This window comes from Sneathiella sp. (assembly GCF_047631475.1).
Lineage (GTDB): Bacteria > Pseudomonadota > Alphaproteobacteria > Sneathiellales > Sneathiellaceae > Sneathiella.
In genome coordinates this window covers 79,432-101,777 of the sequence record NZ_JBLHZT010000004.1, presented here as the reverse complement: position 1 = coordinate 101,777, position 22,346 = coordinate 79,432, and the positions used below count along the sequence as shown (strand labels likewise).

Here is a 22,346-nt window from a genome sequence, read left to right as displayed (position 1 = left end):
TCACTCAGGCTCCAAGGCTTGCGTAGAGTTTTTTATCGTCAGTTCTGGTAATGTGAACCTGTATTATCGTACCGGGTTCAGCAGTGAAATCCAGAGTCACCGGCGCGTAGTGTTCTGTGCGGCCGGTTGTTTCGTTTTCGACCAAGACCGACAGGGTCTTGCCAACCTGGCTTTGCAGGAAACGCCGAAGATTGTCATCCCCGATCTGGCGTAACCGTGCGGCGCGCTCTTTTCTAATATTTCCGGGAACTTGCGGCATTTTCGCCGCCGGTGTTCCCGGACGTTCAGAATAAGGGAAGACATGCATATAGGTAATGTCGCATTCAACGGCAAGGCGCTCGCTGTTTTCAGCCATCTCATCGGTTTCGGTAGGAAAGCCGGCGATAATATCAGCGCCGAAAACGGCATCAGGACGCAAACGTCTTGCTTTCTCAACAAAGTCATACACGTCAGCCCGTAAATGCCGGCGTTTCATCCGCTTGAGCACCATGTCATCCCCAGCCTGCAGGCTGATATGCAAGTGAGGCATCAGGCGGGATTCCCCTTCAATCAAGCGCCACAAATCGTTGTCGACCTCAACCGGATCAAGGGATGAAAGTCGCAAGCGCTCGATTTCCGGTACTGCCGCCAGCAGCCGGCGACACATTTGACCCAGCGTCGGCGTACCTGGTAAATCTTCGCCATAGGCAGTAATGTCGACGCCTGTCAGGACAAATTCTTTATAGCCGTTTTTCGTCAGTGATTTGGCCTGATCCACAATCGCCCCCAGCGGCACCGATCGACTATTCCCGCGACCATAGGGAATGATGCAGAATGTGCAACGGTGATCGCACCCGTTTTGAATTTGCAGAAACGCCCGGGCCCGTCCTTCAAATCCTTCGATAAGGTGGCTGGCAGTTTCTTCCGCAGCCATAATATCATTGACCTGCACGCGCTCGTCATTTTCCAGACCGAAGGAGCTGGCTTCCAGCTTTTCGAGGTTTCCCAGAATTTGGTCAACCTCTTCCATTTCTTTGAACTGATCTGGATTGGTTTGCGCAGCGCAACCTGTTACCACGATTTTGGCGTTGGGATTGTCCCGGCGAGCCTTGCGAATGGCTTGCCGGGCCTGGCGTTCGGCTTCATTGGTTACCGCGCAGGTATTAATGATAATCGCATTGTCCATGCCAGCGGCCATGGCATGCCCACGCATGACTTCGGACTCGTAGGTATTCAGGCGGCAGCCAAAAGTAATGACTTCCGGTGCGTTTACAGGTTTTTGATTTCCCATCAGACCGCCTCTTTAAAGATGTCGGTATGCAGGAACCCAATGAACGAATAGGCAATCGCGCCGCCCATAAAGACCGGTCCATCTTTTTCCCACGACATTTGCAGCGGACCGCCGTTCAGGTGCAGAACGGCTCTTCCGTCAACAAGGCCTCGCAGGGTGGCTGCGACAATGGTTGCGCAGGCGGCAGATCCGCAGGCCAGCGTAATGCCGACACCCCGTTCCCAAACCCGCAAGCGCAGGCTGCCATCGTCGTTCGCACTGGCAACACTGATGTTGGCTTTTTCAGGCAGCAACGCATGATGTTCAAGAACGGGGCCCCATTTTTCAAGATCAATGGCTTCAGCGTCGTCAACGAAGAAAACAATATGAGGATTGCCCATGTTGACACCTACGGGATCTTTCAACGGGCCTGCCTGCATATCTATATGCAATGTGTCCTGTTGGCTGGCCAGCGGAATAGATTGCCAGTCCAGACGGGGCGCTCCCATATTGATCATGATATTGCCGTTGGGCATTTCTTCCCCGTGCAGCAGTCCGGCGACAGTTTCAATAACAGTCGTGTCGGTTTTCTGTTCTTTCATCATCAAATAGGCCACGCAGCGCGTTGCGTTTCCGCAGGCCTCTGCTTCGGTGCCGTCGGAATTGTAGATCCGCATGAAAATGTCGGCGTCCTGAGAGGGTTCCAGAACGATCAGTTGGTCATATCCCACGCCGCGATGCCGATCACCGATCGCTCGCAATTTGGCTGGTGTCAGATCGGGATTCTCATCGCGACCATCAATAATGACAAAATCGTTGCCCAAACCGTGCATTTTAATAAATGAAAGCTGTTCCATATGCCGCGATATAGGGGTTAAATGGTCTTCGGTCCAGAAATATGTGCGCGGGGATACTGAAATCCTTGACAGAATAGGCGCTCTATGGCTATTTCAAGCCACTCCAGAAATGTGAGCCATATATAAAAGTACCTTTTGATGGTATCCGCCAGCCCGCGAGTTTCGCGCACTGGCGTTTTTTGCGTTGTATGATTCGGGTTCTGGGAATTGAAATTTTAAGCAGTTTTGAACGGGCTTCAGACCATATGTTCGAAAATTTGACAGGCAGATTAGGCGACGTCCTTGGTAAATTGACCAAGCGAGGGGCGCTAACAGAATCAGACGTCAGTGACGTGATGCGCGAAGTGCGTGTAGCGTTGCTTGAGGCGGATGTGGCACTGCCTGTCGTAAAAAGCTTTGTTAAGAAAGCTAAAGCAAAAGCGATCGGAACGGATGTTCTGAAATCGATTAATCCCGGTCAGATGGTTATCAAGGTGGTCCATGACCAGCTTGTCGAGACATTGGGATCAGACAGTCAGGAATTGAACCTGGTCGCTGTGCCGCCAGTCGTTTACATGATGGTCGGTCTTCAGGGCTCTGGTAAGACAACCTCGACTGCAAAAATAGCGAAGCTCCTGACAGAAAAACATGGCAAGAAAGTCATGATGGCGTCTTTGGACGTTCGTCGGCCTGCAGCTCAGGAACAGTTGCGTGTGTTGGGTGAGCAAACCGGCGTTGCGACATTGCCGATCGTTGAAGGTCAGCAGCCTGTAGATATTGCGACCCGTGCCTTGCAGTCGGCTAAGCTTCAGGGTGTAGATGTTATCATGCTGGATACAGCTGGTCGTCTGCATGTCGATGAGCAGTTGATGGCCGAGATGAAGGCGGTTCATCAGATCTCTGCGCCGACAGAAACCTTGTTGGTTGTCGATAGTCTTACTGGTCAGGACGCGGTTAATGTCGCGGAGCAGTTTAAAGAACGGGTCGATGTTACCGGTATTGTCATGACCCGTATTGATGGTGATGGTCGCGGCGGTGCTGCGCTCTCCATGCGGGAAGTCACCGGATGTCCGATCAAGCTGCTGGGTACCGGTGAAAAGCTTGACGAACTGGAACTGTTTCATCCAGACCGGATTGCAAATCGCATCCTGGGTATGGGTGATATTGTGTCGCTGGTTGAAAAGGCCGCGGCAACGATTGAAAAAGATGAAGCCGAAAAACTGGCGCTTAAAGTTCAAAAGGGCATTTTTGACCTGGATGATCTGGCCGGTCAGCTTCGACAGATGATTAAAATGGGTGGTATGAGCGGCCTTGTCGGCATGCTGCCTGGTGTTGGCAAAATGAAAAAGCAGCTTGAGGGCGCTAACCTCGACGACAAGCTGTTAAAACGTCAGATTGCCATTATCGAATCCATGACGCCTAAAGAGCGTCGGAACCCACAGATCATAGCCGCTTCCCGCAAACGTCGGATTGCTGCGGGTGCTGGTCTGTCCGTACAGGAAGTCAATCGCCTGCTGAAACAGCATAAGCAAATGGCTTCCATGATGAAGAAGGTGAAGAAGATGGGCAATAAGGGCGTCATGCGTGGCGGCCTGCAAGGTCTTCTTCCACCAGGTATGAAATTTTAAGTTATTGATTTTACTGAAAAGAAAGAACGTACGTTATGGCATTGAAAATTCGCCTTACCCGTCAGGGTGCTAAGAAACGTCCCTTCTACCGTATCGTAGTTGCTGATGTTCGTAGCCCTCGTGATGGCCGTTATATTGAGATTTTGGGCACTTATAACCCAATGCTCGCAAAAGATGACGAAAACCGCGTGAGCTTGAAAGAAGATCGCGTGAAGCATTGGATCGAAGTGGGTGCGCAGCCTACAGACCGTGTCGCCAAATTCCTGGCAGCGGCTGAACTTGGTGATAAAGTTGAGCGCAACAACCCGCAGAAAGCCAAGCCTAAAGCGAAAGCACAGGAACGCCTCCGCGAAGCTGAAGAAGCCGCTGCCGCTGCTGCAGAAGCTGCCGCAGAAGCTGCTGCTGCCCCTGCTGAGGAAGAAGCGGCTGAAGCCTAAGGATAGGTTGCATGCCTGATGATAAAGATCGGCTGCTGCTAGGTGTTATTGCCGGACCAAGAGGCATTCGGGGCGAGATGAAGGTGAAGACCTTTACTGAAAACCCTGAAGATATTGCCGCTTACGGTCAATTGGAAAGTAAAGACGGTAAGGTCAAGTACAAGCTGTCCTTGCAAGGTTTTTCAAAGGCAATTCCAGTTGTTCGGATTAAAGGCGTTACAACGCGAAATGAAGCAGAGGCTCTGAAAGGAACCGAGCTTTATGTTACGCGGGACAAGCTGCCAAAAACCGATGGAGACGACGAATTTTACCACGCTGACCTGATCGGGTTGGATGCGGTACTTGAAGACGGATCAAAATTCGGTTCCATTTTTCGTGTATTCGAATTTGGGGCCGGGGATATGCTGGAAATTATACCTGAAGGCAAAAGCGCAAAAGCTGCCATTCTGGTTCCTTTCACCCTTGAAATGGTACCAGCGGTGGATCTTGAAAAGGGTCATGTGGTTTTGAGTTTGTCGGATGATTTTTTTGATGTTCCTGAAAAGGAAGTTTCATCAGAGAAAAAAGAAGACACAGAATGAACGGGAGTGCTGACCAGAGTGGAATGCCCCTGACCGGCAAGGACGGAACAACAGACAGTAATAACTGGTCTGCTCATGTTCTGACCCTGTACCCGGATATGTTTCCAGGCCCCCTTGGCCAGTCATTGGCTGGACGGGGATTGGAAAAAGGAGCCTGGGATTTGCAGGTTTCCAATATTCGGGATTATGCGGTTGGTAAGCATAATACTGTGGACGACAGTCCTTTTGGCGGTGGCGCCGGCATGGTCATGCGACCAGATGTGCTGGGGAATGCCGTTGATGCAGCGAAGGCTGCCTCTGGTGACGACAAGAGAGTGATATACTTCAGTCCGCGCGGCCGGGTTCTTGATCAGGCTTATGTGCGGGAAATATCGGAAGGACCAGGTGTTATACTGGTGTGTGGCCGATTTGAAGGAATTGATCAGCGGGTTATCGAAGCCCGGCAAATGGAAGAAGTCTGTTTAGGTGATTTCATTTTGTCCGGGGGAGAGATTGCAGCTCTTGCCATGCTGGATGCGGTTGTCAGATTGTTACCCGGGGTCACCGGCAATCAGGCGTCGCTAACGGAAGAAAGTTTTGAGACCGGGTTGTTGGAATATCCACATTATACCCGCCCACCGGTTTGGGAAGATCGGGGTGTTCCGGATGTTCTTTTATCTGGGCACCATGAGAAGATTAAAGAATGGCGGCAGCGCTGTTCAGAAGAATTGACGAAACAACGGCGAGCAGACCTTTGGGAACGCTGGTCAGATGAAAATTTGAAATAGAGGTGAAAGCGATGAATGTTATTCAGCAGCTAGAGCAAGAGCAGATTGAAAAGCTTACGTCAGAGCGTCCGGTTCCACAGTTCCGCGCAGGGGACACCCTTCGCGTGCACGTGAAAGTGGTTGAAGGTACGCGTGAACGTATTCAGGTTTTTGAAGGCGTGTGTATCGCTCGTAATTCAGGCGGAATCAACGCAAACTTTACAGTACGTAAGATCTCTTACGGCGAAGGTGTGGAACGTGTGTTCCCACTTTACTCACCACGTGTCGACAAAATCGAAGTGGTTCGCCAGAGTGACGTGCGTCGTGCGAAACTTTATTACCTCCGCGAATTGCGTGGTAAGAAAGCACGTCTTCGCGAACGTCGCGACGATCGTTACGCGAAAACGACAAACAGCTAAACGCGTTCTGCCTTTTTGGGGCGGAACTGCCCGGCATGGGGTCGCCTGTGCCGGGGTTTGCTGTATAATGAGAAAACAAATCCAGGCTTGAGAGGACACGAAAATGGGCGAAGCAAAGACCCTTTATGACAAGATATGGGACAGCCATCTGGTCGATGTACAAGAAGATGGTGCCAGTCTGCTTTATATTGACAGACATCTGGTTCATGAGGTGACAAGCCCGCAGGCCTTTGAAGGGCTTCGTATCACCGGACGGAAAGTTCACCGCCCGGAGGCGACCTTTGCGGTTGCAGACCATAACGTGCCGACTAAAGACCTGGATAAAGGTATCACAAACCCTGAAAGCAAGTTGCAGGTGGAAACACTTGAAGCCAATGTGAAAGAGTTTGGTGTGCCTTACTTCTCTATGACCGATGAACGTCGGGGCATTGTTCATATTATTGGTCCTGAGCAGGGCCTGACCCTGCCGGGTATGACCATTGTTTGTGGCGATAGTCATACGTCAACTCATGGTGCATTTGGCTCGCTTGCCCACGGTATCGGCACGTCTGAGGTCGAGCATGTGATGGCAACCCAGACACTGATCCAGAAAAAAGCAAAAAACATGCTTGTTCAGGTCGATGGCAAGTTGCCTGTTGGCGTGACCGCCAAAGATCTTGCCTTGGCGATCATTGGTAAAATCGGGACGGCAGGCGGAACAGGCTGTGTCATCGAATATGCTGGTGAAGCCGTGCGTTCCCTGTCAATGGAAGGGCGCATGACACTTTGTAACCTGACCATTGAAGCCGGTGCTCGTGCTGGGCTTATCGCTCCGGATGAGACAACTTTCGAATATGTCAAAGGCCGCCCTTACGCGCCAAAAGCCGGTGCCTATGAGCAAGCCGTCGCATATTGGAAAACTCTGGTAACAGACGAAGGCGCCCATTTTGACGAAGTGGTCACAATGGATGCCGCTGACATTGTTCCTTACGTAACTTGGGGAACAAGTCCGGAAGATGCCCTGCCGATTACGGGCAACGTTCCAGCACCGTCTGACTTTGCCGATAGCGGTAAACAGATTGCAGCTGAACGGGCCCTGAAATATATGGGTCTGGAAGCCGGCATGAAGCTGACTGATATTGTCGTCGATCATGTGTTTGTCGGTTCCTGTACAAACGGGCGTATCGAAGACTTACGGGCGGTTGCCGCGATTGTTGAAGGCAAACAGGTTAAAGACACTGTAAACGCGATTATCGTTCCGGGCTCTGGTCTGGTCAAAATTCAGGCCGAAGAAGAAGGTCTGGACAAGATCTTTACGGCCGCCGGTTTTGAATGGCGCGAGCCCGGCTGTTCCATGTGCCTTGCCATGAACGCCGATCGTCTTGACGAGGGGGATCGCTGCGCGTCGACGTCTAACCGTAACTTTGAAGGCCGTCAGGGCCGTGGAGGCCGGACGCATCTGGTGAGCCCGGCAATGGCAGCCGCAGCGGCCATTACAGGTCATCTGACTGATGTGCGCGATTTGGGTTAAGGGGACGAAGAATGGATAAATTTACGAAACTCACAGGCGTTGCCGCCGCAATGCCATTGGTCAATATCGACACCGATATGATCATTCCAAAGCAGTATCTGAAAACTATTCAGCGCGCCGGCCTTGGCCAGCATCTATTTGCCGAAATGCGCTACGAAAATGACGGCAGCGAAAAGGAAGAGTTTGTTCTGAACAAGCCTGCCTATCGCGGTGCGGAAATTCTGGTGGCAGGTGATAACTTTGGCTGCGGTTCAAGCCGCGAGCATGCGCCTTGGGCGTTGCTGGATTTTGGTATTCGCTGTGTGATTTCAACGAGCTTTGCCGACATCTTTTATAACAACTGTTTCAAAAACGGTATCCTGCCAATCCGTGTCACAGCGGAAGAGCTGGACAAATTGATGGATGATGCGGATCGGGGTGCAAACGCAACTCTAACCGTTGATCTGGCCGCTCAGGAAATCAAAGGCCCGGACGGCGGAACGATTTCGTTCGAAATTGATGAATTCCGCAAGCATTGTCTTCTCAATGGTCTGGACGATATCGGTCTGACGATGCAGAAAAAAGATAAGGTGAGCAGCTTCGAAGAAAAACAGAAGCTGTCTCAACCCTGGTTGCAGGCGTAAAGTCTGGTGGCCGGGACACTGGCCAACCCAAAAATCATTTCGGGGCGGCTGTTCTGGCCGCCACCAACCAAGCACTGAAAAGGAAGCAAGAAACAATGGCGTCAAATAAATCTCTTCTTATTCTGCCGGGCGATGGTATCGGTCCCGAAGCCATGACAGAAGTCCGCCGTGTTGTTGACTGGATGGAAAACAAGCGCGCTGTCAAATTTGATGTGGATGAAGATCTGGTCGGTGGTGCCTCGATTGATGCGCACGGTATTCCGATTACTGACGCTGTTGTCGATAAAGCACAGAATGTTGATGCGGTTCTCTTAGGCGCTGTGGGCGGTCCGAAATGGGATAATCTGGATTTCTCGATCAAGCCGGAGCGGGGCTTGCTGCGCCTTCGCAAGGATTTGGAGCTATATGCCAACCTGCGTCCTGCAATTTGTTTTGATGCCCTTGTTGATGCGTCCAGCCTGAAACCGGAACTGGTTGCTGGTCTGGATATCATGATCGTTCGCGAATTGACCGGCGGTGTCTATTTTGGCGAACCTCGCGGTATTGAAGATCTGGGCAATGGTGTTCGAAAAGGTGTGAATACTCAGGTCTATACAACACCTGAAATCCACCGGGTTGCGCGGGTTGCATTTGAACTGGCACAAAAACGGGATGGTCGTGTTGTTTCCAGTGAAAAAGCAAATGTAATGGAATCCGGTGTTCTTTGGCGCGAAGAAGTCATCAAAATTCACGAGAGTGAATTCCCGGATGTGGAGCTTTCACACATGTATGCGGATAATGCCGCCATGCAGCTGGTGCGGGCGCCAAAACAGTTTGACGTGATTGTCACAGATAATCTGTTTGGTGACATTCTTTCTGATTGTGCCGCGATGCTGACAGGCTCTTTGGGCATGCTACCCTCGGCCTCTCTTGGTGATGTGGATGAGCATGGTCGCCGGAAAGCGCTTTACGAGCCAGTACATGGTTCTGCGCCAGATATCGCGGGCCAGAATATCGCGAACCCAATCGCCACCATCCTTTCTTACGCTATGGCTCTGCGCTATAGCTTTGATATGCCTGGTGAGGCAGATCTGGTCGAACAAGCTGTCCAGAACGTCCTTGCAGGTGGCATGCGGACTGCCGATATTATGGCAGAAGGCATGGCTAAGGTATCGACCACAACAATGGGCGATGCCATTTTACGTGAGCTTGATAAACTGAACGGGTAACCCTAAGTTTAGCTCATTAATTGAGTAACCCAGTTCTGGCGATGCAATGGTGCTTCGCCAGAATCAAATGAGAGATCAAAATCATGGGATATAGAGTTGCTGTAGTAGGCGCCACAGGTAATGTGGGCCGCGAAATGCTGAACATTCTGGACGAACGTCAATTTCCTGTCTCAGAAGTAACCGCATTGGCCTCTAAACGGTCAGTCGGGAGACAGGTTTCCTTCGGTGACAAGACCCTTACGGTGAAGGCACTGGAAGATTTTGATTTCACGGGAACCGATTTTGCTCTGTTTTCTGCAGGCGGATCCATTTCTGAAAAATTTGCGCCGATAGCCGCGTCACAGGGCTGTATTGTTATCGACAATTCATCTCATTACCGGATGGATCCGGATGTGCCGTTGATCGTGCCTGAAGTGAACCCGCAGGATGTTGCTGGCTATACAAAGAAAAACATTATCGCCAATCCGAACTGTTCAACAGCGCAGTTGGTTGTGGCGCTAAAGCCTTTGCATGATAAAGCGACAATCAAACGGGTTGTTGTTTCGACTTACCAGTCTACATCGGGCGGTGGTAATGAAGCAATGGACGAGCTTTTCAGTCAGACGAAAGGTATTTTCGTCAATGATGAGCCTACACCGTCCGCTTTTACCAAACAGATTGCGTTCAACGTGATTCCGCATATTGATGTATTTCTGGATGACAGATACACCAAAGAAGAATGGAAAATGACGGTCGAAACCAAAAAAATCATCGACCCGAAAATCAAGCTTACAGCAACTTGTGTGCGCGTCCCGACTTTTGTCGGGCATGCGGAAAGCGTGAATATCGAATTTGAAAACGAGCTCTCTGCGGATGAAGCCCGTGATATTCTGCGGGAATCTCCGGGGATTATGGTTGTCGATAATCCGGAAGAAAACGGATATGTAACACCGGTTGAATGTGTTGGTGATTACGCGACCTTTATTTCCCGGATCCGCGATGATTCGACTGTGGAAAATGGTATCAACCTTTGGTGCGTCTCTGACAATTTGCGCAAAGGGGCCGCCCTCAACACAGTACAGATTGCTGAACTTGTTGGTCGCGAATATCTGAAAAAAGCTGCCTGATCCGCAACTTAGTGATTAAAATTAAAAGCCGCCTCCCGTATGGAGCGGCTTTTTTTGTTGTGGTAATTGAACTTTCCTCGCAACAATGTTGCGTTGCAGCAAAATCCGGGTATGATGCAGCAAAAAAGAAATAACGCTGTTTGCACCGGAGAAAAAAATGTCAAAAACCCTGCGCCCTCGCCGTTCCGTATTGTATATGCCCGGCTCCAATGCCCGAGCTCAGGAAAAAGCCAAGGGGCTGATGGCTGACGGACTGATCCTTGACCTTGAAGATGCCGTTGCCCCTGACGCCAAGGCAGAGGCCCGTGAGATCGTGTGCGGTAATGCCGCCGCCGGTGGTTATGGCAATCGTGAGATCATTATTCGCGTGAACGGTCTGGATACACCCTGGGGAGAGGCTGACGTGATCGCGGCCGCAAAAGCCGGGCCGGATGCTATTTTGTTGCCTAAGGTTGAAAGTGCGGCTCACGTGCGGGCTTTAGAAAAACTGATGGATGAAAGTGGAGCACCCGAAAGCACTAAAATCTGGTGCATGATGGAAACGCCGCTGGGAATTCTGAAAGCCGAAGAAATTGCCTCTTCCAGCGATCGGGTTGATTGTTTCGTCATGGGAACGTCTGATCTTGTGAAGGATTTGCAGGCACAGCATACCCCCATGCGGCTGCCTGTTATTACATCATTGGGATTATGTTTGCTGGCTGGACGGGCCTATGGCTTGACGGTTCTGGATGGTGTTTATCTGGACTTGGCAGATGAAGAAGGTTTCAAAGGATCTTGTGTTCAGGGCTTGGAGCTTGGCTTTGATGGTAAAACATTGATCCATCCGAAACAGTTAGGCCCGACCAATGAGGTTTTTGCCCCCTCTGAAGCGGAAGTCGCCCATGCCCGTAAAGTGATCGTCGCGTTTGAAGAGGCGGAAAAAGAAGGTAAGGGTGTTGTTCTCGTGGACGGCAAGCTGATTGAAAATCTGCATGTGGAAATTGCCAAAGCCAAAGTGGCCCTGTCCGATGCAATTGCGGCTATGGCAGAATAAGGATACGAAAAATGCCCTCCAATAAAACAAACCCCGGCAATTATTTTGAAGATTTCAAGCTGGGTCAGATTCTGACACATGCGACCCCCAGAACAATCACGGAAGGGGATGTCTCTCTGTATACGGCGCTGTACGGTAGCCGTTTTGCGCTTCAGTCAGCGGATAGCTTTGCCATCGATTGCGGACTTCAGGCGGCGCCGGTCGATGATCTTCTTGTCTTTCATATTGTGTTCGGCAAGACGGTTCCGGATGTTTCTCTGAATGCCGTGGCTAATCTTGGATATGCTGATGTGCGCTTTTTGGCACCGGTTTATCCCGGGGACAGTGTCCAGACAGTTTCCGAAGTTATCGGCCTGAAGGAAAATTCCAACGGTAAAACGGGTGTCGTTTACGTACGCTCCACTGGAACCAATCAGGTAGGGGAAGTGGTTCTGGATTATGTTCGTTGGGTAATGGTCCGTAAAAATAATGTAGAGGCCCCGGCCCCCGATCCGGTAGTGCCGGACCTGCCTGATGTGGTGGATCCGTCGCAGTTATTATTGCCTGTTGATTTGGATATGCGGGACTTCAATCCTGTTCTTTCTGGTTCAGCGCATTTTTATGAAGATTATGAGATTGGCGAGAAAATTGATCATGTGGATGGCATGACCATTGAAGAAGCCGAACATATGATGGCCACTCGCTTGTATCAGAATACGGCGAAAGTTCATTTTAACCAGCATGTCCAGCAGCATGATCGTTTTGGCCAGCGGTTAATTTACGGTGGTCATATTATCAGTCTGGCCCGCGCCCTGACTTTTAATGGTTTGGGAAATGCCGTCCTGATCAGTGCGATTAACGGGGGATCCCATACAGCGCCTACTTTTGCCGGGGATACGATATACGCCTGGAGTGAAATTCTCGACAAGGCTGATATCCTGGGACATATGGATGCGGGTGCTTTGCGGGTTCGAACCCGCGCGGTCAAAGATCTGTCTTGCGCGGAATTTCCTGAAATGGATGCAGATGGGAAAAGAAATCCAGCCATTGTTCTTGATTTAGACTATTGGGTGATATTGCCAAAAGCCACACTTGCAGTATAAAACAAAGAAACATACATAAGGTTCGGTTGACTTCAAGGTTTCCAAGTCTACAATCCGAGCGAAAAAGAAAGCCTTAGTTCCTGCAATGTATACCCTGCTAGAGAGATATCCATGGCGAATGTAGAAAGACCGATATCGCCGCATCTGGGGATTTATAAACCTCAGATCACGATGGTGACATCCATTACCCACCGCATCACAGGCGTCGCCTTAGGCGTGGGTACCCTTCTGTTGACCTGGTGGCTGATTGCAGCTGCCGCTGGCCCCGACTCTTTTGAAACCGTAAACGGATTTATTTCCTCGTGGTTCGGGCGTCTCGTTTTGTTCGGCTTTAGCTGGGCTCTGTTCTACCACCTCTGCAATGGCATTCGCCATTTGTTCTGGGATGCCGGTAAGGGCTTTGAGCTTCCGACAATGCGGAAAACGGGCATGGCCGCAATTGTGATGTCTGTTGTTTTGACTGTCCTGACCTGGGTCATTGCCTACGGAATAGGAGGGTAACCATGAGTATGAGAACACCTCTTAAAAATGTCCGTCATCTTGGCTCTGCCAAGGAAGGAACCGTTCATTGGTGGCATCAGAAGGTCACCGCGGTTGCGCTGATCCCACTCTTTGTTATCGCGCTGGCTTACGTTATCTCTTTGGTTGGTGCTGATTACGAACGGGTTCGTTATATTCTCAGTCTGCCATTTACCTCTATTATTCTTCTCCTTCTTATTGGCGCAACCTTCTATCATTTGAAGCTTGGCCTGCAGGTTGTCATTGAAGATTATGTCCATGGTGAATTCAGAAAAGTTGTCTGCCTGATGCTGAACAATTTCTTCTGTGCTGTTGTTGGTCTTGCCGCTGCGCTGGCCGTTTTAAAGCTGGCGTTTGGGGGATAAAGTATATGTCTGAAGCCTATCCGATTATTGAACATAAATATGACGTGGTCGTCGTCGGCGCTGGTGGCGCCGGTCTTCGTGCGACTATGGGCATGGCCCAGGCTGGCCTGAAAACAGCCGCGATTACCAAAGTTTTCCCGACCCGGTCTCACACTGTTGCAGCGCAGGGCGGTATCTCAGCTTCCTTGGGAAATATGGGTGAAGATAACTGGCAGTGGCATATGTATGACACTGTAAAGGGATCTGACTGGCTGGGTGATCAGGATGCTATTGAATATATGTGCCGTGAGGCCCCGGCGGCCGTTCTGGAACTGGAACAGTTCGGAATGCCGTTCAGCCGGACGGAAGAAGGTAAAATCTACCAGCGTGCCTTTGGCGGTATGACAACCCAGTTTGGTGAAGGCCCTGCCGCACAGCGGACTTGCGCGGCGGCTGACCGGACAGGTCACGCCATGTTGCATACGCTGTATAGCCAGTCTTTGAAATATGACACCGATTTTTATATCGAATATTTCGCGCTGGACCTCATCATGGACAAAGATGGCGCCTGTAAAGGGGTTCTTTGCCTTTGCCTTGAGGACGGAACCTTGCATCTTTTCCGGTCCCATATGGTTGTCTTGGCAACTGGTGGTTTTGGGCGTGCCTATTTCTCCTGTACGTCAGCACACACCTGCACAGGTGACGGTGGCGGCATGGTTCTGCGGGCAGGTCTGCCGTTGCAGGATATGGAATTCACACAATTCCATCCGACCGGTATTTATGGCGCGGGTTGTCTGATTACAGAGGGTGTGCGCGGTGAAGGCGGATACCTTGTCAATGGTGAGGGCGAACGTTTCATGGAACGATATGCCCCAAGTGCCAAGGATCTGGCCAGCCGGGATGTTGTTTCGCGGTCAATGACCATGGAAATCCGGGAAGGCCGCGGTGTTGGCGGACGTAAAGATCATATTTATCTGCATCTGGATCATCTGGACAAAGCGATGATCGAAGAGCGCCTGCCGGGTATTTCTGAAAGTGCCCGCATTTTTGCTGGTGTTGATGTGAATAAAGAGCCAATTCCTGTTATTCCAACGGTTCACTATAATATGGGTGGTATTCCAACCAATTATCATGGTGAAGTTGTTGATTTGAAGGATGGCAACCCGGATGCGGTTGTTCCAGGCCTGATGGCTGTGGGCGAGGCTGCGTGCGTGTCTGTTCACGGTGCAAACCGACTGGGTTCAAATTCCCTGATTGACCTTGTAGTCTTCGGTCGGGCAGCGGCGCTTCGAGCAAAAGATGTTGTGAAGTCTGGTGAAGCCCATTCACCGTTAGCGGCCGATGCCTGTGATGAGGCTTTGGGTCGGTTGGATAAATTCCGCAACGCAAAAGGCGGACAGTCTACAGCACAGATCCGCGATAAAATGCAGCGGGTAATGCAAGATGACTGTGCTGTCTTCCGGACAGGAGAGACCTTGAAGGCCGGCGTAACAAAAATCAATGATGTTGAAAAACAGATGGCCGATATTGCGACAACAGATCGCTCGCTCGTCTGGAATTCCGACCTTGTTGAAACGTTGGAACTGGATAACTTGATCCGTCAGGCTGTGGTTTCCATGACAGCGGCTGAGAACAGAAAAGAAAGCCGCGGCGCTCATGCTCGTGAAGATTTCCCGGATCGGGATGATAAAAACTGGATGAAGCATACGCTCACCTATCATACCGATGCAGAGGGTGTGAAACTGGATTACCGTCCGGTTCATGACTACACGCTCACCGAAGAAATCGACTATATCAAACCCAAAGCCCGGGTCTACTAAGAGGATTAGGGACGTAAAATGGTTGAATTGACATTACCTAAAAATTCACGCGTAGGCACCGGTAAGACCCATCCGAAACCGGATGGGGCTAAAAATACCAAAGCCTTTAACGTGTATCGCTGGTCACCAGATGACACAGAAAACCCACGCATCGATACCTATCATGTCGATCTGGATGAATGTGGTCCAATGATTTTGGATGGTCTGATCAAGATCAAAAACGAAATTGACCCGACGCTAACTTTCCGGCGCTCTTGCCGTGAGGGTATTTGTGGTTCCTGTGCCATGAATATCAATGGTACGAATACGCTGGCCTGTACAAAAGGCATGGATGAGGTGGATGGTGATATTAATATCTACCCGCTACCGCATCAGCCTGTGGTGAAAGACCTTGTGCCGGATCTGACCAATTTCTATGCGCAATATGCGTCTATTAAACCGTGGATGCAGACACAGACACCACCGCCCCCTGATCAGGAGCGTTTGCAGTCAAAAGAAGACCGGGAAAAGCTGGATGGTCTTTACGAGTGTATTCTGTGCGCGTGTTGTTCGACTTCCTGCCCAAGTTACTGGTGGAATTCAGATCGGTTCCTCGGCCCCGCCATTCTTTTGCAGGCTTATCGCTGGCTAGCGGATAGCCGGGATGAGTTTACCGGCGAGCGTCTGGATAATCTGGAAGATCCGTTCCGTCTGTATCGCTGTCATACAATTATGAACTGCGCGAATACGTGCCCTAAAGGATTGAACCCTGCAAAAGCCATTGCAGAGATCAAGAAAATGATGGTTGAGCGCCGCGGTTAGTGGTCTCGGGCAATCGTTACAGGAAGGTCGCCTCTGGCGGCCTTTTTTGTTGCCTGTTCCTGCGCAGTCTTCCACTATGAGGAAAAGAGGGGGACGGCAGTATGATGGATTATGTTTTGACATTCCTGGTGGATGGCTTGTCTTTACCGGGGCTTGTTCTGATCGCGCTGCCATTTGCGTTTTTTGACTGGCTTAGTCTGGGGCGCAGAAAGTTTTTATTCTACACGCTGGCCTGTTTTATTTTCATGAGTTTGCCGGTAACGGGAAAAGCATTGTTGTGGCCACTGGAAATCGGCGTTTTATATTCTGAACTACCAGATGGCAAGGCATCGGCTGAAATACAGGCCATCGCTGTTGTTTCCAACGGGACCGAAACAGATCGACAAATCGGGGCAGAGGCGATTGCCCCAACATCATATTTCCGTTTTCTGAAAGCAGCGTCTCTGGCCCGTCAATCTGGCCTTCCTTTGTTAGTGTCGGGGACGGCGCGAAATGGGGACGGGCAAACAACAGATATTCATTATTTCCAAACAGCCGCACAGCAGCAGTTTCAGGATGTTGAGATAAAATATCAGGGGGGTGCAAGGTCAACCACCGACCATGTGTCGCATCTGGTGAAGATGAGCGGCGAGGTTGGTGCGTCCAAAATTCTTCTTCTTACAATAGGCCATCATGCTTTAAGAAGTCGGGCCTTGTTTCGGGCTCAAAAAATTACTTCGGATCCGGTTGTCGTTGGTGTCCGTCACGCCGCCTTCCTGCCCACCGACCTGCTTCCTTCGTTTGAAGGCTTTTACTTCTGGAAATTGGCGCTTAAAGAATATGTGGGCCTTATGAAATACTGGCTCGACGGCGCCCTCTCGATTTCCGATCTTAAATAGCAGGCGCCCGGAACAGGTATTGACAAAAACCAATCCATAAAATAAATAGACCATTCTATATATTTTGGAAAGTGCCATGTCTAAAGGAATGCAAACAAAAGCCCGTATTGTTGATGTCGCGGCGGATCTTATTCAGACCAGCGGATATCACGCGATGGGGATTAATCAAATTACCGCTCAAGGGAAAATTCCTAAGGGGTCGCTGTATTTCCATTTTCCCGGCGGGAAAGAAGAGATCGCGTTAGCGGCTATTGAGCAGGGCGGTCAGACGGTGCAGTCGATCCTATATGAGGCGCGGCAAAATGCAGAGACGACCGAAGCCTTTATATCTTCTGTCACTGAAGCCTTTTGCCACTTGTTGATCAGTACCGGTTTTCAAAAAGGTTGCCCGGTCAGTTCAATCACATTGGAAATGACACCTGGCTCTGATCCGATTACGGCGGCCTGCAAAGACGTTTTTGACAGGTGGCACCATGAAATTGAAGAAGCCCTGGTTCAGCTGAAATGTTCCCATCCTAATAAACCGGCCTTCGCAACACTTCTACTGAGTGCGATCGAAGGGTCCCTCATTATCTGCCGGGCGCATAAAAACACCCGGTCCCTAGAGGAAACGAAAGACCTGCTTCTTCCTCTTTGCGCAACGAATTAAGGACTAACAATGGTAAAAAAGATTTTGCTCGCACTGGCAGTGGTGCTGATTGCCTTCATCTGTCTTCTGACCTGGCATTTCTGGCCACGACAAATTGATGTTTCAGCCTATCCGGCGCCAACATTTGCAAAAACAACCGTCAATATTGACCCGCAGCAGATGGGAGAGGTGCGCCTTGGATATTTTAGTACGGGGCACAACTTGTCTCCCGAAGCATTTGTCTTTAGCGGGGGGGATCTGACCAAAACTCACAAATCCCTGTATTCCGGAATGGTGGTCAAGCATCCGAAAGGGACTTTTTTGTTTGAAGGGGGCATTGGTTTGGATGTTGCAGAGCAGTCCGAAAAGCATTTTTCAGGCTTCCAAAAGCTGCTTTTTTCGTTCATTCCAGAGCCAACAGCACGGCAGCATATCGAAAAATCGCCGGTTAAGATGGACGAGATCGATTTCGTCTTGCTCACCCATCTACACTGGGATCATACGGGGGTTATTTCAGAAATCCCGGACGCGCAGCTGCAGGTCACACAGGATGAGCTGAACTGGGCGAAAGAACATGGTACTGGGGCCGCCGGTTTTTTTCCTGATCAGTATAACCGAACGGACCTCAACTGGAAGTTTGTCACGTTCGAACCTGTCCCTTACGAAAACTTTGAACGCTCTCACGATCTGTATGGCGATGGTTCCATTGTTCTGGTTCCGCTGAACGGCCACACCGCGGGAAGCCTAGGCATGTTCGTAACGTTGCGGGATGGTACGCGTTATTTCTTTATCGGGGATATTTCCTGGTCGGCAAAGGCAGTTGAGATACCTGCGATGCGTCCGCCCTTAGGACAACATCTTGCAGATCAGTATACGGATGCTTTAACAGAAAGCGTTGTTGGTCTATATCATCTCAAAAAACGATATCCCGATTTAAAAATTGTTCCAACGCATGATGCAACAGCGTTCCAGTCGGTGGAAAAACTCTCTGACTGGTAAGGAAAGTGGCTCTATCCATTTTCGATTTTTGGAACTGTTAATGATCGCGGCTTCTGCTAAATCTGATCGTCATTATTCATGATTTGGAAGCCCGTAAGATGTATGTTCCCCAACATTTCAATAGTCCGGCAATAGAGACCCTTGTTTCTTTGTTGCCGGACGCCAGTTTTGCCACCCTTGTAACCGTTGACGATCAGGGAGATCCATTTGCCAGCCATATTCCAGTGAGCTTTGACCCCAATGCTGGCGAATATGGCACCATTACCGGACATCTGGCAAAAGCAAACCCACATTCAGGGTTCATCGCCACTCGTCCATCACTCGTCATTTTTTCTGGACCGCATCAGTATATCTCCCCCCGGGATTATGAAACAAAGCTGAATGTTCCAACCTGGAACTATGTGGCGGTCCATGCACGCGGACAGGCCATCATCGAGACGGACCGTGAAAGGGTAAGAGCTGTTCTCGAAGGGCTGACCCTGGAAAATGAGCGGGATCGCCGCGACCCGTGGGACGTCGGGATGTTCGACGAAAAACGCCTTAACGCGATGATGAACGCAATTGTTGCTTTCAATATTCCGGTGGCGCAGTTGCAGGCGAAGGCCAAGCTGGGGCAGAATAAATCTGAGGCCGACAGAAAAGCGCTAGCAGATGCGACGATCGGGACAGAACTGGAAGCATGGCAGCGATCCTCTGTGTCATGACTGTATCTGCAACATAAAACGAGATGGTTCCCTGATCGTCGGGCGTATCAGGTGATTGCGCCTTTAAGATAGTCTTCTGAACGCATTTCCATAAGACGGGACACGGTTCGGGCAAATTCAAAATGCCCATCACCCTGTTCATAGAGAGTGTCGGCTTCCACTTCGGCTGACAGGACAAGGTTTGCGCCAGCTTCATACAGAACGTCGACTAAAGTAACGAACCGCTTTGCCTCATTGCGATTATGGGGCCCTAGTTTGGGAACATTATCGAGGATCAGGGAATGAAAATTTTCCGCAAGAAGCAGGAAGTCAGAGGCGCCCAAAGGCCGGGCACAAAGCTCCTCAAAGGAAAAGCGTGCGACACCACGGGCGGTCGTATGGGCATGGAGCTCCCGTCCTTGTGTTTTTAATGTAAGAGGCGCTGGTTTCGTGCCTTCTGTTAACATGTTGAACACCCGGTCAAGATTTTCGTCAGCCTCAGACCCAAGAGGCGAGAAATAAACCGGGCTTTTCGATAGCCGGTCCAGACGATAATCGGTCCCGCCTGATAAATGCAGGATATCCAGTTCTTCTTTGATCAGGTCAATAAAAGGTAAAAACAGATCGCGGTTCAGGCCATCTTTATACAGATCTTCGGGCACCCTGTTTGATGTCGCAATGACAACGACACCATGGGAGAAAAGGAGTTCGAACAACCGTCCAAGGAGCATGGCGTCGGCAACGTCACTGACTTGAAATTCATCAAAGCAAAGGAGCCATGCGTCATCTGCTATTTTTTTGGCAAGGGGCTCTATCGGATCGTCCCCTTTGCGATTTGGATCTTTTCGCCACTGATGAATAAAGGCATGTACTTCCAGCATAAAGGCGTGAAAATGCACACGTCTTTTTTGGGTGACCGGAGCGGTGTCAAAGAATAGATCCATCAACATTGACTTACCCCGTCCCACATCGCCATACATGTAAATGCCCTGCGGGGGTTCCACTCTCGGTTTGCGGGCGCCAAGGCGAAACACGTCAGTCCAATGTGGGCTGGTGATCGGATTGTAGGATTGCAGGCGACGATGCAGGGTTTGGAGTTTTTCAACTGCCAATTCCTGGATAGGGTCGTGCTGGATCGCATTCTCGGCGCGCAAAGCCCGATATGCTTCAAGGGGGCCGTGTGAAGTCATGATGGCGTTAAAGCAAGCTTCTGCGAGGATGTAAAGAGGAATGCCGCAAAGGGGTGTTAAAAAACACCGCCATTTGTCAGTCGCTTGCGCAAATCATTGGACCCCACGTCCGCAATGCTGGTGTGTTTGAGCTGCTTGAAATCAAAAGACGCCGTTGCCGCTGTCAATGCGGGCATCGGCTTAGGTTTATAAGCGACCGTTCGGTCGGTGAGCGTAACAGACTTTCTGGTCAGGGCAGCAAGAACCCTGTCGGCGCTTTTAACGGCTGTGGGGTTAATTGCTGGGAACTGATTTTCCTTGTATGGAATTTCGGCGAGTTGGATATCCTGCCCTGCAGGCGTGTCGAGTAAGGCGACCAGTCCTTTAAAGTCCCCTTGGGTGGCAACGGAGTCTTTAGGTTCGCAAACCGCTCGATCCTCGCGGAATACAGCTTCTAGAATACGGCAATCCTGACCGGTCACAAGATCAAGGGCATGTTCCCCCAGTCCTTTACCCGTGATCAGGGCAGAACCAATAGAGCCGGCGGTTAGTAATTCGCTTAACGTCAGGCCGGCAATAATCGTTTCCGCACACCCGGTCAGGGAAATGCAGACCACGCTGCAAAGAGCAGCTTTTTTGACGATTCGAGAAGACTTGGCGTTCATGTGTATCCGGTTAGTCGTTTTCTATTACAGATCCAACTATACCCGGCATGTATTACTAACAGCTTACCAGTAACCCTAAAATTTTATCTTCTTGTTGGTCTTTTCTTATAAAATTCCGAACCTACATCTGTTTGAACGCCCGTCTGAGTGTGATTTTATCCTCTTGTGAAGAAAAAAATGTGAGAATTTTCCTCCGTGACCTTGCTCTTGGTTAAGAAACGGGGTAGACCGACCCAAGAATTAATTAAAGAGGACTTTGTGTCTTCGCACAGAGCCCTCTCAACATATCCGGAGAATAGAATGGCTCGCAAAAAAATAGCGCTGATTGGCGGCGGAAACATTGGTGGAACCTTGGCACACTTGGCTGGTCTCAAGGAGCTGGGCGATGTTGTCCTTTTTGACATCGTTGATGGTCTGCCTCAAGGCAAAAGCCTGGACATCGCGTCTTCTTCTCCTGTTGATCGTTTCAATGCAACAATGACCGGTGCAAATGACTATAGCGCGATCGAAGGTGCTGACGTCTGTATCGTGACAGCAGGTATTGCCCGCAAGCCTGGCATGAGCCGTGATGATCTTCTGGGAACAAATATCAAGGTTATGCAGTCGGTTGGTGAAGGTATCAAGAAATACGCACCAAACGCTTTTGTTATCTGTATTACCAATCCTCTTGACGCCATGGTTTGGGTGTTGCGCGAAAAATGTGGATTGCCACATAACAAAGTTGTCGGCATGGCCGGCGTTTTGGACAGCGCGCGTTTCCGTCTTTTCCTTGCTGAAGAATTTAATGTTTCAGTCGAAGACGTAACAGCCTTTGTTCTGGGTGGCCACGGTGACACCATGGTTCCATTGACACGTTATTCAACAGTCGCCGGTATTCCTGTTCCTGATCTGATTAAAATGGGTTGGACAACGCAGGAAAAAATCGACGCGATTGTTGACCGGACACGGAATGGCGGCGCAGAAGTTGTTGCCCTGTTGAAAACCGGTTCCGCTTTTTATGCGCCAGCTTCCAGTGCAATCACAATGGCGGAAGCCTACTTGAAAGACAAAAAACGCGTTCTGCCTTGTGCTGCCTATGTCGATGGTCAATATGGCCTGGACGGAATGTATGTCGGTGTTCCAACCGTCATCGGCGCCGAAGGAATTGAACGTGTCGTAGAGATTGAAATGAACGCGGATGAAAAGGCCATGTTTGATAATTCAGTCGATGCGGTGAAAGGACTTGTCGAAGCCTGCATTGGCATCGACCCAAGCCTCGGCTAACGGAAAATAAAAGGGGCGCAGCCAAATTGGTTGTGCCCCTTTTTTTCAGTGTTATAGTCGAATTTCGATCATATATCCGACCAGCATAGTGCTGATCCAAACAGGCGAATAGCGGTAGA

Annotated in this window: 24 protein-coding genes; 20 read left to right on the top strand and 4 right to left on the bottom strand. The window is 50.2% G+C overall.

The features are described from left to right. Positions 1–4 precede the first annotated feature (4 nt). Positions 5–1,270 (bottom strand): tRNA (N(6)-L-threonylcarbamoyladenosine(37)-C(2))-methylthiotransferase MtaB, encoded by a 1,266-nt coding sequence (gene mtaB / locus ACJAYR_RS02820; RefSeq protein ID WP_415235193.1) that lies wholly within the window; start codon positions 1,268–1,270, stop codon positions 5–7. After that, positions 1,270–2,106 (bottom strand): diaminopimelate epimerase, encoded by an 837-nt coding sequence (gene dapF, locus ACJAYR_RS02815; protein WP_415235192.1) that lies wholly within the window; start codon positions 2,104–2,106, stop codon positions 1,270–1,272. The genes mtaB and dapF overlap by 1 nt, the downstream gene beginning before the upstream one ends. A gap of 245 nt (positions 2,107–2,351) precedes the next feature. Between dapF and ffh the strand changes: the two genes are divergently transcribed. From ffh to ACJAYR_RS02720, 19 genes are all read left to right on the top strand, one after another. Next, positions 2,352–3,713: a signal recognition particle protein gene (ffh, locus tag ACJAYR_RS02810; RefSeq protein ID WP_415235234.1), complete on the top strand. Its 1,362-nt coding sequence runs from the start codon at positions 2,352–2,354 to the stop codon at positions 3,711–3,713. Between the two features lie 35 nt (positions 3,714–3,748). Beyond that, a complete protein-coding gene (rpsP, locus tag ACJAYR_RS02805; protein WP_169544146.1) occupies positions 3,749–4,150 on the top strand; it encodes a 30S ribosomal protein S16 in 402 nt (133 codons plus the stop codon). An 11-nt stretch (positions 4,151–4,161) separates the two neighbouring features. Continuing rightward, a complete protein-coding gene (rimM, locus tag ACJAYR_RS02800) occupies positions 4,162–4,731 on the top strand; it encodes a ribosome maturation factor RimM (protein WP_415235191.1) in 570 nt (189 codons plus the stop codon). Between the two features lie 23 nt (positions 4,732–4,754). Beyond that, positions 4,755–5,498, top strand: coding sequence for a tRNA (guanosine(37)-N1)-methyltransferase TrmD (gene trmD, locus ACJAYR_RS02795; protein ID WP_415235233.1), 744 nt, complete (start codon positions 4,755–4,757; stop codon positions 5,496–5,498). Between the two features lie 11 nt (positions 5,499–5,509). Continuing rightward, positions 5,510–5,896 carry a 50S ribosomal protein L19 gene (gene rplS / locus ACJAYR_RS02790; RefSeq protein WP_415235190.1) on the top strand — a complete coding sequence of 129 codons (387 nt, stop codon included), beginning with the start codon at positions 5,510–5,512 and terminating at the stop codon, positions 5,894–5,896. 103 nt (positions 5,897–5,999) lie between these two features. Further along, complete coding sequence (gene leuC, locus ACJAYR_RS02785; protein WP_415235189.1) at positions 6,000–7,406, top strand: 3-isopropylmalate dehydratase large subunit; 1,407 nt, start codon at positions 6,000–6,002, stop codon at positions 7,404–7,406. Between the two features lie 11 nt (positions 7,407–7,417). Continuing rightward, the gene (gene leuD / locus ACJAYR_RS02780) at positions 7,418–8,029 is read left to right on the top strand and encodes a 3-isopropylmalate dehydratase small subunit (protein WP_169544150.1); all 612 of its coding nucleotides are present in this window, start codon (positions 7,418–7,420) and stop codon (positions 8,027–8,029) included. Between the two features lie 95 nt (positions 8,030–8,124). Further along, on the top strand, positions 8,125–9,237 hold the full coding sequence (gene leuB / locus ACJAYR_RS02775; RefSeq protein WP_415235188.1) for a 3-isopropylmalate dehydrogenase: 1,113 nt from the start codon (positions 8,125–8,127) through the stop codon (positions 9,235–9,237). An 83-nt stretch (positions 9,238–9,320) separates the two neighbouring features. Further along, a complete protein-coding gene (locus ACJAYR_RS02770; RefSeq protein WP_169544152.1) occupies positions 9,321–10,343 on the top strand; it encodes an aspartate-semialdehyde dehydrogenase in 1,023 nt (340 codons plus the stop codon). Between the two features lie 157 nt (positions 10,344–10,500). Then, on the top strand, positions 10,501–11,376 hold the full coding sequence (locus tag ACJAYR_RS02765) for an HpcH/HpaI aldolase/citrate lyase family protein (protein WP_415235187.1): 876 nt from the start codon (positions 10,501–10,503) through the stop codon (positions 11,374–11,376). A gap of 11 nt (positions 11,377–11,387) precedes the next feature. Beyond that, a complete protein-coding gene (locus ACJAYR_RS02760; protein WP_415235186.1) occupies positions 11,388–12,458 on the top strand; it encodes a MaoC family dehydratase in 1,071 nt (356 codons plus the stop codon). Positions 12,459–12,569: 111 nt separating this feature from the next. Then, positions 12,570–12,959, top strand: coding sequence for a succinate dehydrogenase, cytochrome b556 subunit (gene sdhC, locus ACJAYR_RS02755; protein WP_415235185.1), 390 nt, complete (start codon positions 12,570–12,572; stop codon positions 12,957–12,959). A gap of 2 nt (positions 12,960–12,961) precedes the next feature. Then, positions 12,962–13,342, top strand: coding sequence for a succinate dehydrogenase, hydrophobic membrane anchor protein (sdhD, locus tag ACJAYR_RS02750; protein WP_415235184.1), 381 nt, complete (start codon positions 12,962–12,964; stop codon positions 13,340–13,342). 5 nt (positions 13,343–13,347) lie between these two features. Beyond that, complete coding sequence (sdhA, locus tag ACJAYR_RS02745; RefSeq protein ID WP_415235183.1) at positions 13,348–15,141, top strand: succinate dehydrogenase flavoprotein subunit; 1,794 nt, start codon at positions 13,348–13,350, stop codon at positions 15,139–15,141. An 18-nt stretch (positions 15,142–15,159) separates the two neighbouring features. Then, the gene (locus ACJAYR_RS02740) at positions 15,160–15,942 is read left to right on the top strand and encodes a succinate dehydrogenase iron-sulfur subunit (RefSeq protein WP_415235182.1); all 783 of its coding nucleotides are present in this window, start codon (positions 15,160–15,162) and stop codon (positions 15,940–15,942) included. Positions 15,943–16,043: 101 nt separating this feature from the next. Next, entirely contained in the window at positions 16,044–16,820 is a 777-nt protein-coding gene (locus ACJAYR_RS02735) for a YdcF family protein (protein WP_415235181.1), read from the top strand. A 76-nt stretch (positions 16,821–16,896) separates the two neighbouring features. Then, the gene (locus ACJAYR_RS02730) at positions 16,897–17,469 is read left to right on the top strand and encodes a TetR/AcrR family transcriptional regulator (RefSeq protein ID WP_415235180.1); all 573 of its coding nucleotides are present in this window, start codon (positions 16,897–16,899) and stop codon (positions 17,467–17,469) included. A 9-nt stretch (positions 17,470–17,478) separates the two neighbouring features. Beyond that, positions 17,479–18,447 carry an MBL fold metallo-hydrolase gene (locus ACJAYR_RS02725; RefSeq protein WP_415235179.1) on the top strand — a complete coding sequence of 323 codons (969 nt, stop codon included), beginning with the start codon at positions 17,479–17,481 and terminating at the stop codon, positions 18,445–18,447. 98 nt (positions 18,448–18,545) lie between these two features. Beyond that, on the top strand, positions 18,546–19,151 hold the full coding sequence (locus tag ACJAYR_RS02720) for an FMN-binding negative transcriptional regulator (RefSeq protein WP_415235178.1): 606 nt from the start codon (positions 18,546–18,548) through the stop codon (positions 19,149–19,151). A gap of 47 nt (positions 19,152–19,198) precedes the next feature. Here the strand turns inward: ACJAYR_RS02720 and zapE are convergent, their stop codons facing one another. Both zapE and ACJAYR_RS02710 read right to left on the bottom strand, forming a co-directional pair. Further along, positions 19,199–20,320 (bottom strand): cell division protein ZapE, encoded by a 1,122-nt coding sequence (gene zapE, locus ACJAYR_RS02715; protein WP_415235177.1) that lies wholly within the window; start codon positions 20,318–20,320, stop codon positions 19,199–19,201. A 56-nt stretch (positions 20,321–20,376) separates the two neighbouring features. Next, entirely contained in the window at positions 20,377–20,964 is a 588-nt protein-coding gene (locus tag ACJAYR_RS02710) for a hypothetical protein (RefSeq protein WP_415235176.1), read from the bottom strand. Positions 20,965–21,264: 300 nt separating this feature from the next. On the opposite strand from ACJAYR_RS02710, the gene mdh reads away from it, so the two are divergent. Continuing rightward, a complete protein-coding gene (gene mdh, locus ACJAYR_RS02705) occupies positions 21,265–22,227 on the top strand; it encodes a malate dehydrogenase (protein WP_169544165.1) in 963 nt (320 codons plus the stop codon). Positions 22,228–22,346 lie beyond the last annotated feature (119 nt).

Bases quoted from the DNA above. Each gene is read 5' to 3' on its own strand.
- mtaB (WP_415235193.1), bottom strand. From the start codon at position 1,270: ATGGGAAATCAAAAACCTGTAAACGCACCGGAAGTCATTACTTTTGGC.
- dapF (WP_415235192.1), bottom strand. From the start codon at position 2,106: ATGGAACAGCTTTCATTTATTAAAATGCACGGTTTGGGCAACGATTTT.
- ffh (WP_415235234.1), top strand. From the start codon at position 2,352: ATGTTCGAAAATTTGACAGGCAGATTAGGCGACGTCCTTGGTAAATTG.
- rpsP (WP_169544146.1), top strand. From the start codon at position 3,749: ATGGCATTGAAAATTCGCCTTACCCGTCAGGGTGCTAAGAAACGTCCC.
- rimM (WP_415235191.1), top strand. From the start codon at position 4,162: ATGCCTGATGATAAAGATCGGCTGCTGCTAGGTGTTATTGCCGGACCA.
- trmD (WP_415235233.1), top strand. From the start codon at position 4,755: ATGCCCCTGACCGGCAAGGACGGAACAACAGACAGTAATAACTGGTCT.
- rplS (WP_415235190.1), top strand. From the start codon at position 5,510: ATGAATGTTATTCAGCAGCTAGAGCAAGAGCAGATTGAAAAGCTTACG.
- leuC (WP_415235189.1), top strand. From the start codon at position 6,000: ATGGGCGAAGCAAAGACCCTTTATGACAAGATATGGGACAGCCATCTG.
- leuD (WP_169544150.1), top strand. From the start codon at position 7,418: ATGGATAAATTTACGAAACTCACAGGCGTTGCCGCCGCAATGCCATTG.
- leuB (WP_415235188.1), top strand. From the start codon at position 8,125: ATGGCGTCAAATAAATCTCTTCTTATTCTGCCGGGCGATGGTATCGGT.
- ACJAYR_RS02770 (WP_169544152.1), top strand. From the start codon at position 9,321: ATGGGATATAGAGTTGCTGTAGTAGGCGCCACAGGTAATGTGGGCCGC.
- ACJAYR_RS02765 (WP_415235187.1), top strand. From the start codon at position 10,501: ATGTCAAAAACCCTGCGCCCTCGCCGTTCCGTATTGTATATGCCCGGC.
- ACJAYR_RS02760 (WP_415235186.1), top strand. From the start codon at position 11,388: ATGCCCTCCAATAAAACAAACCCCGGCAATTATTTTGAAGATTTCAAG.
- sdhC (WP_415235185.1), top strand. From the start codon at position 12,570: ATGGCGAATGTAGAAAGACCGATATCGCCGCATCTGGGGATTTATAAA.
- sdhD (WP_415235184.1), top strand. From the start codon at position 12,962: ATGAGTATGAGAACACCTCTTAAAAATGTCCGTCATCTTGGCTCTGCC.
- sdhA (WP_415235183.1), top strand. From the start codon at position 13,348: ATGTCTGAAGCCTATCCGATTATTGAACATAAATATGACGTGGTCGTC.
- ACJAYR_RS02740 (WP_415235182.1), top strand. From the start codon at position 15,160: ATGGTTGAATTGACATTACCTAAAAATTCACGCGTAGGCACCGGTAAG.
- ACJAYR_RS02735 (WP_415235181.1), top strand. From the start codon at position 16,044: ATGATGGATTATGTTTTGACATTCCTGGTGGATGGCTTGTCTTTACCG.
- ACJAYR_RS02730 (WP_415235180.1), top strand. From the start codon at position 16,897: ATGTCTAAAGGAATGCAAACAAAAGCCCGTATTGTTGATGTCGCGGCG.
- ACJAYR_RS02725 (WP_415235179.1), top strand. From the start codon at position 17,479: ATGGTAAAAAAGATTTTGCTCGCACTGGCAGTGGTGCTGATTGCCTTC.
- ACJAYR_RS02720 (WP_415235178.1), top strand. From the start codon at position 18,546: ATGTATGTTCCCCAACATTTCAATAGTCCGGCAATAGAGACCCTTGTT.
- zapE (WP_415235177.1), bottom strand. From the start codon at position 20,320: ATGACTTCACACGGCCCCCTTGAAGCATATCGGGCTTTGCGCGCCGAG.
- ACJAYR_RS02710 (WP_415235176.1), bottom strand. From the start codon at position 20,964: ATGAACGCCAAGTCTTCTCGAATCGTCAAAAAAGCTGCTCTTTGCAGC.
- mdh (WP_169544165.1), top strand. From the start codon at position 21,265: ATGGCTCGCAAAAAAATAGCGCTGATTGGCGGCGGAAACATTGGTGGA.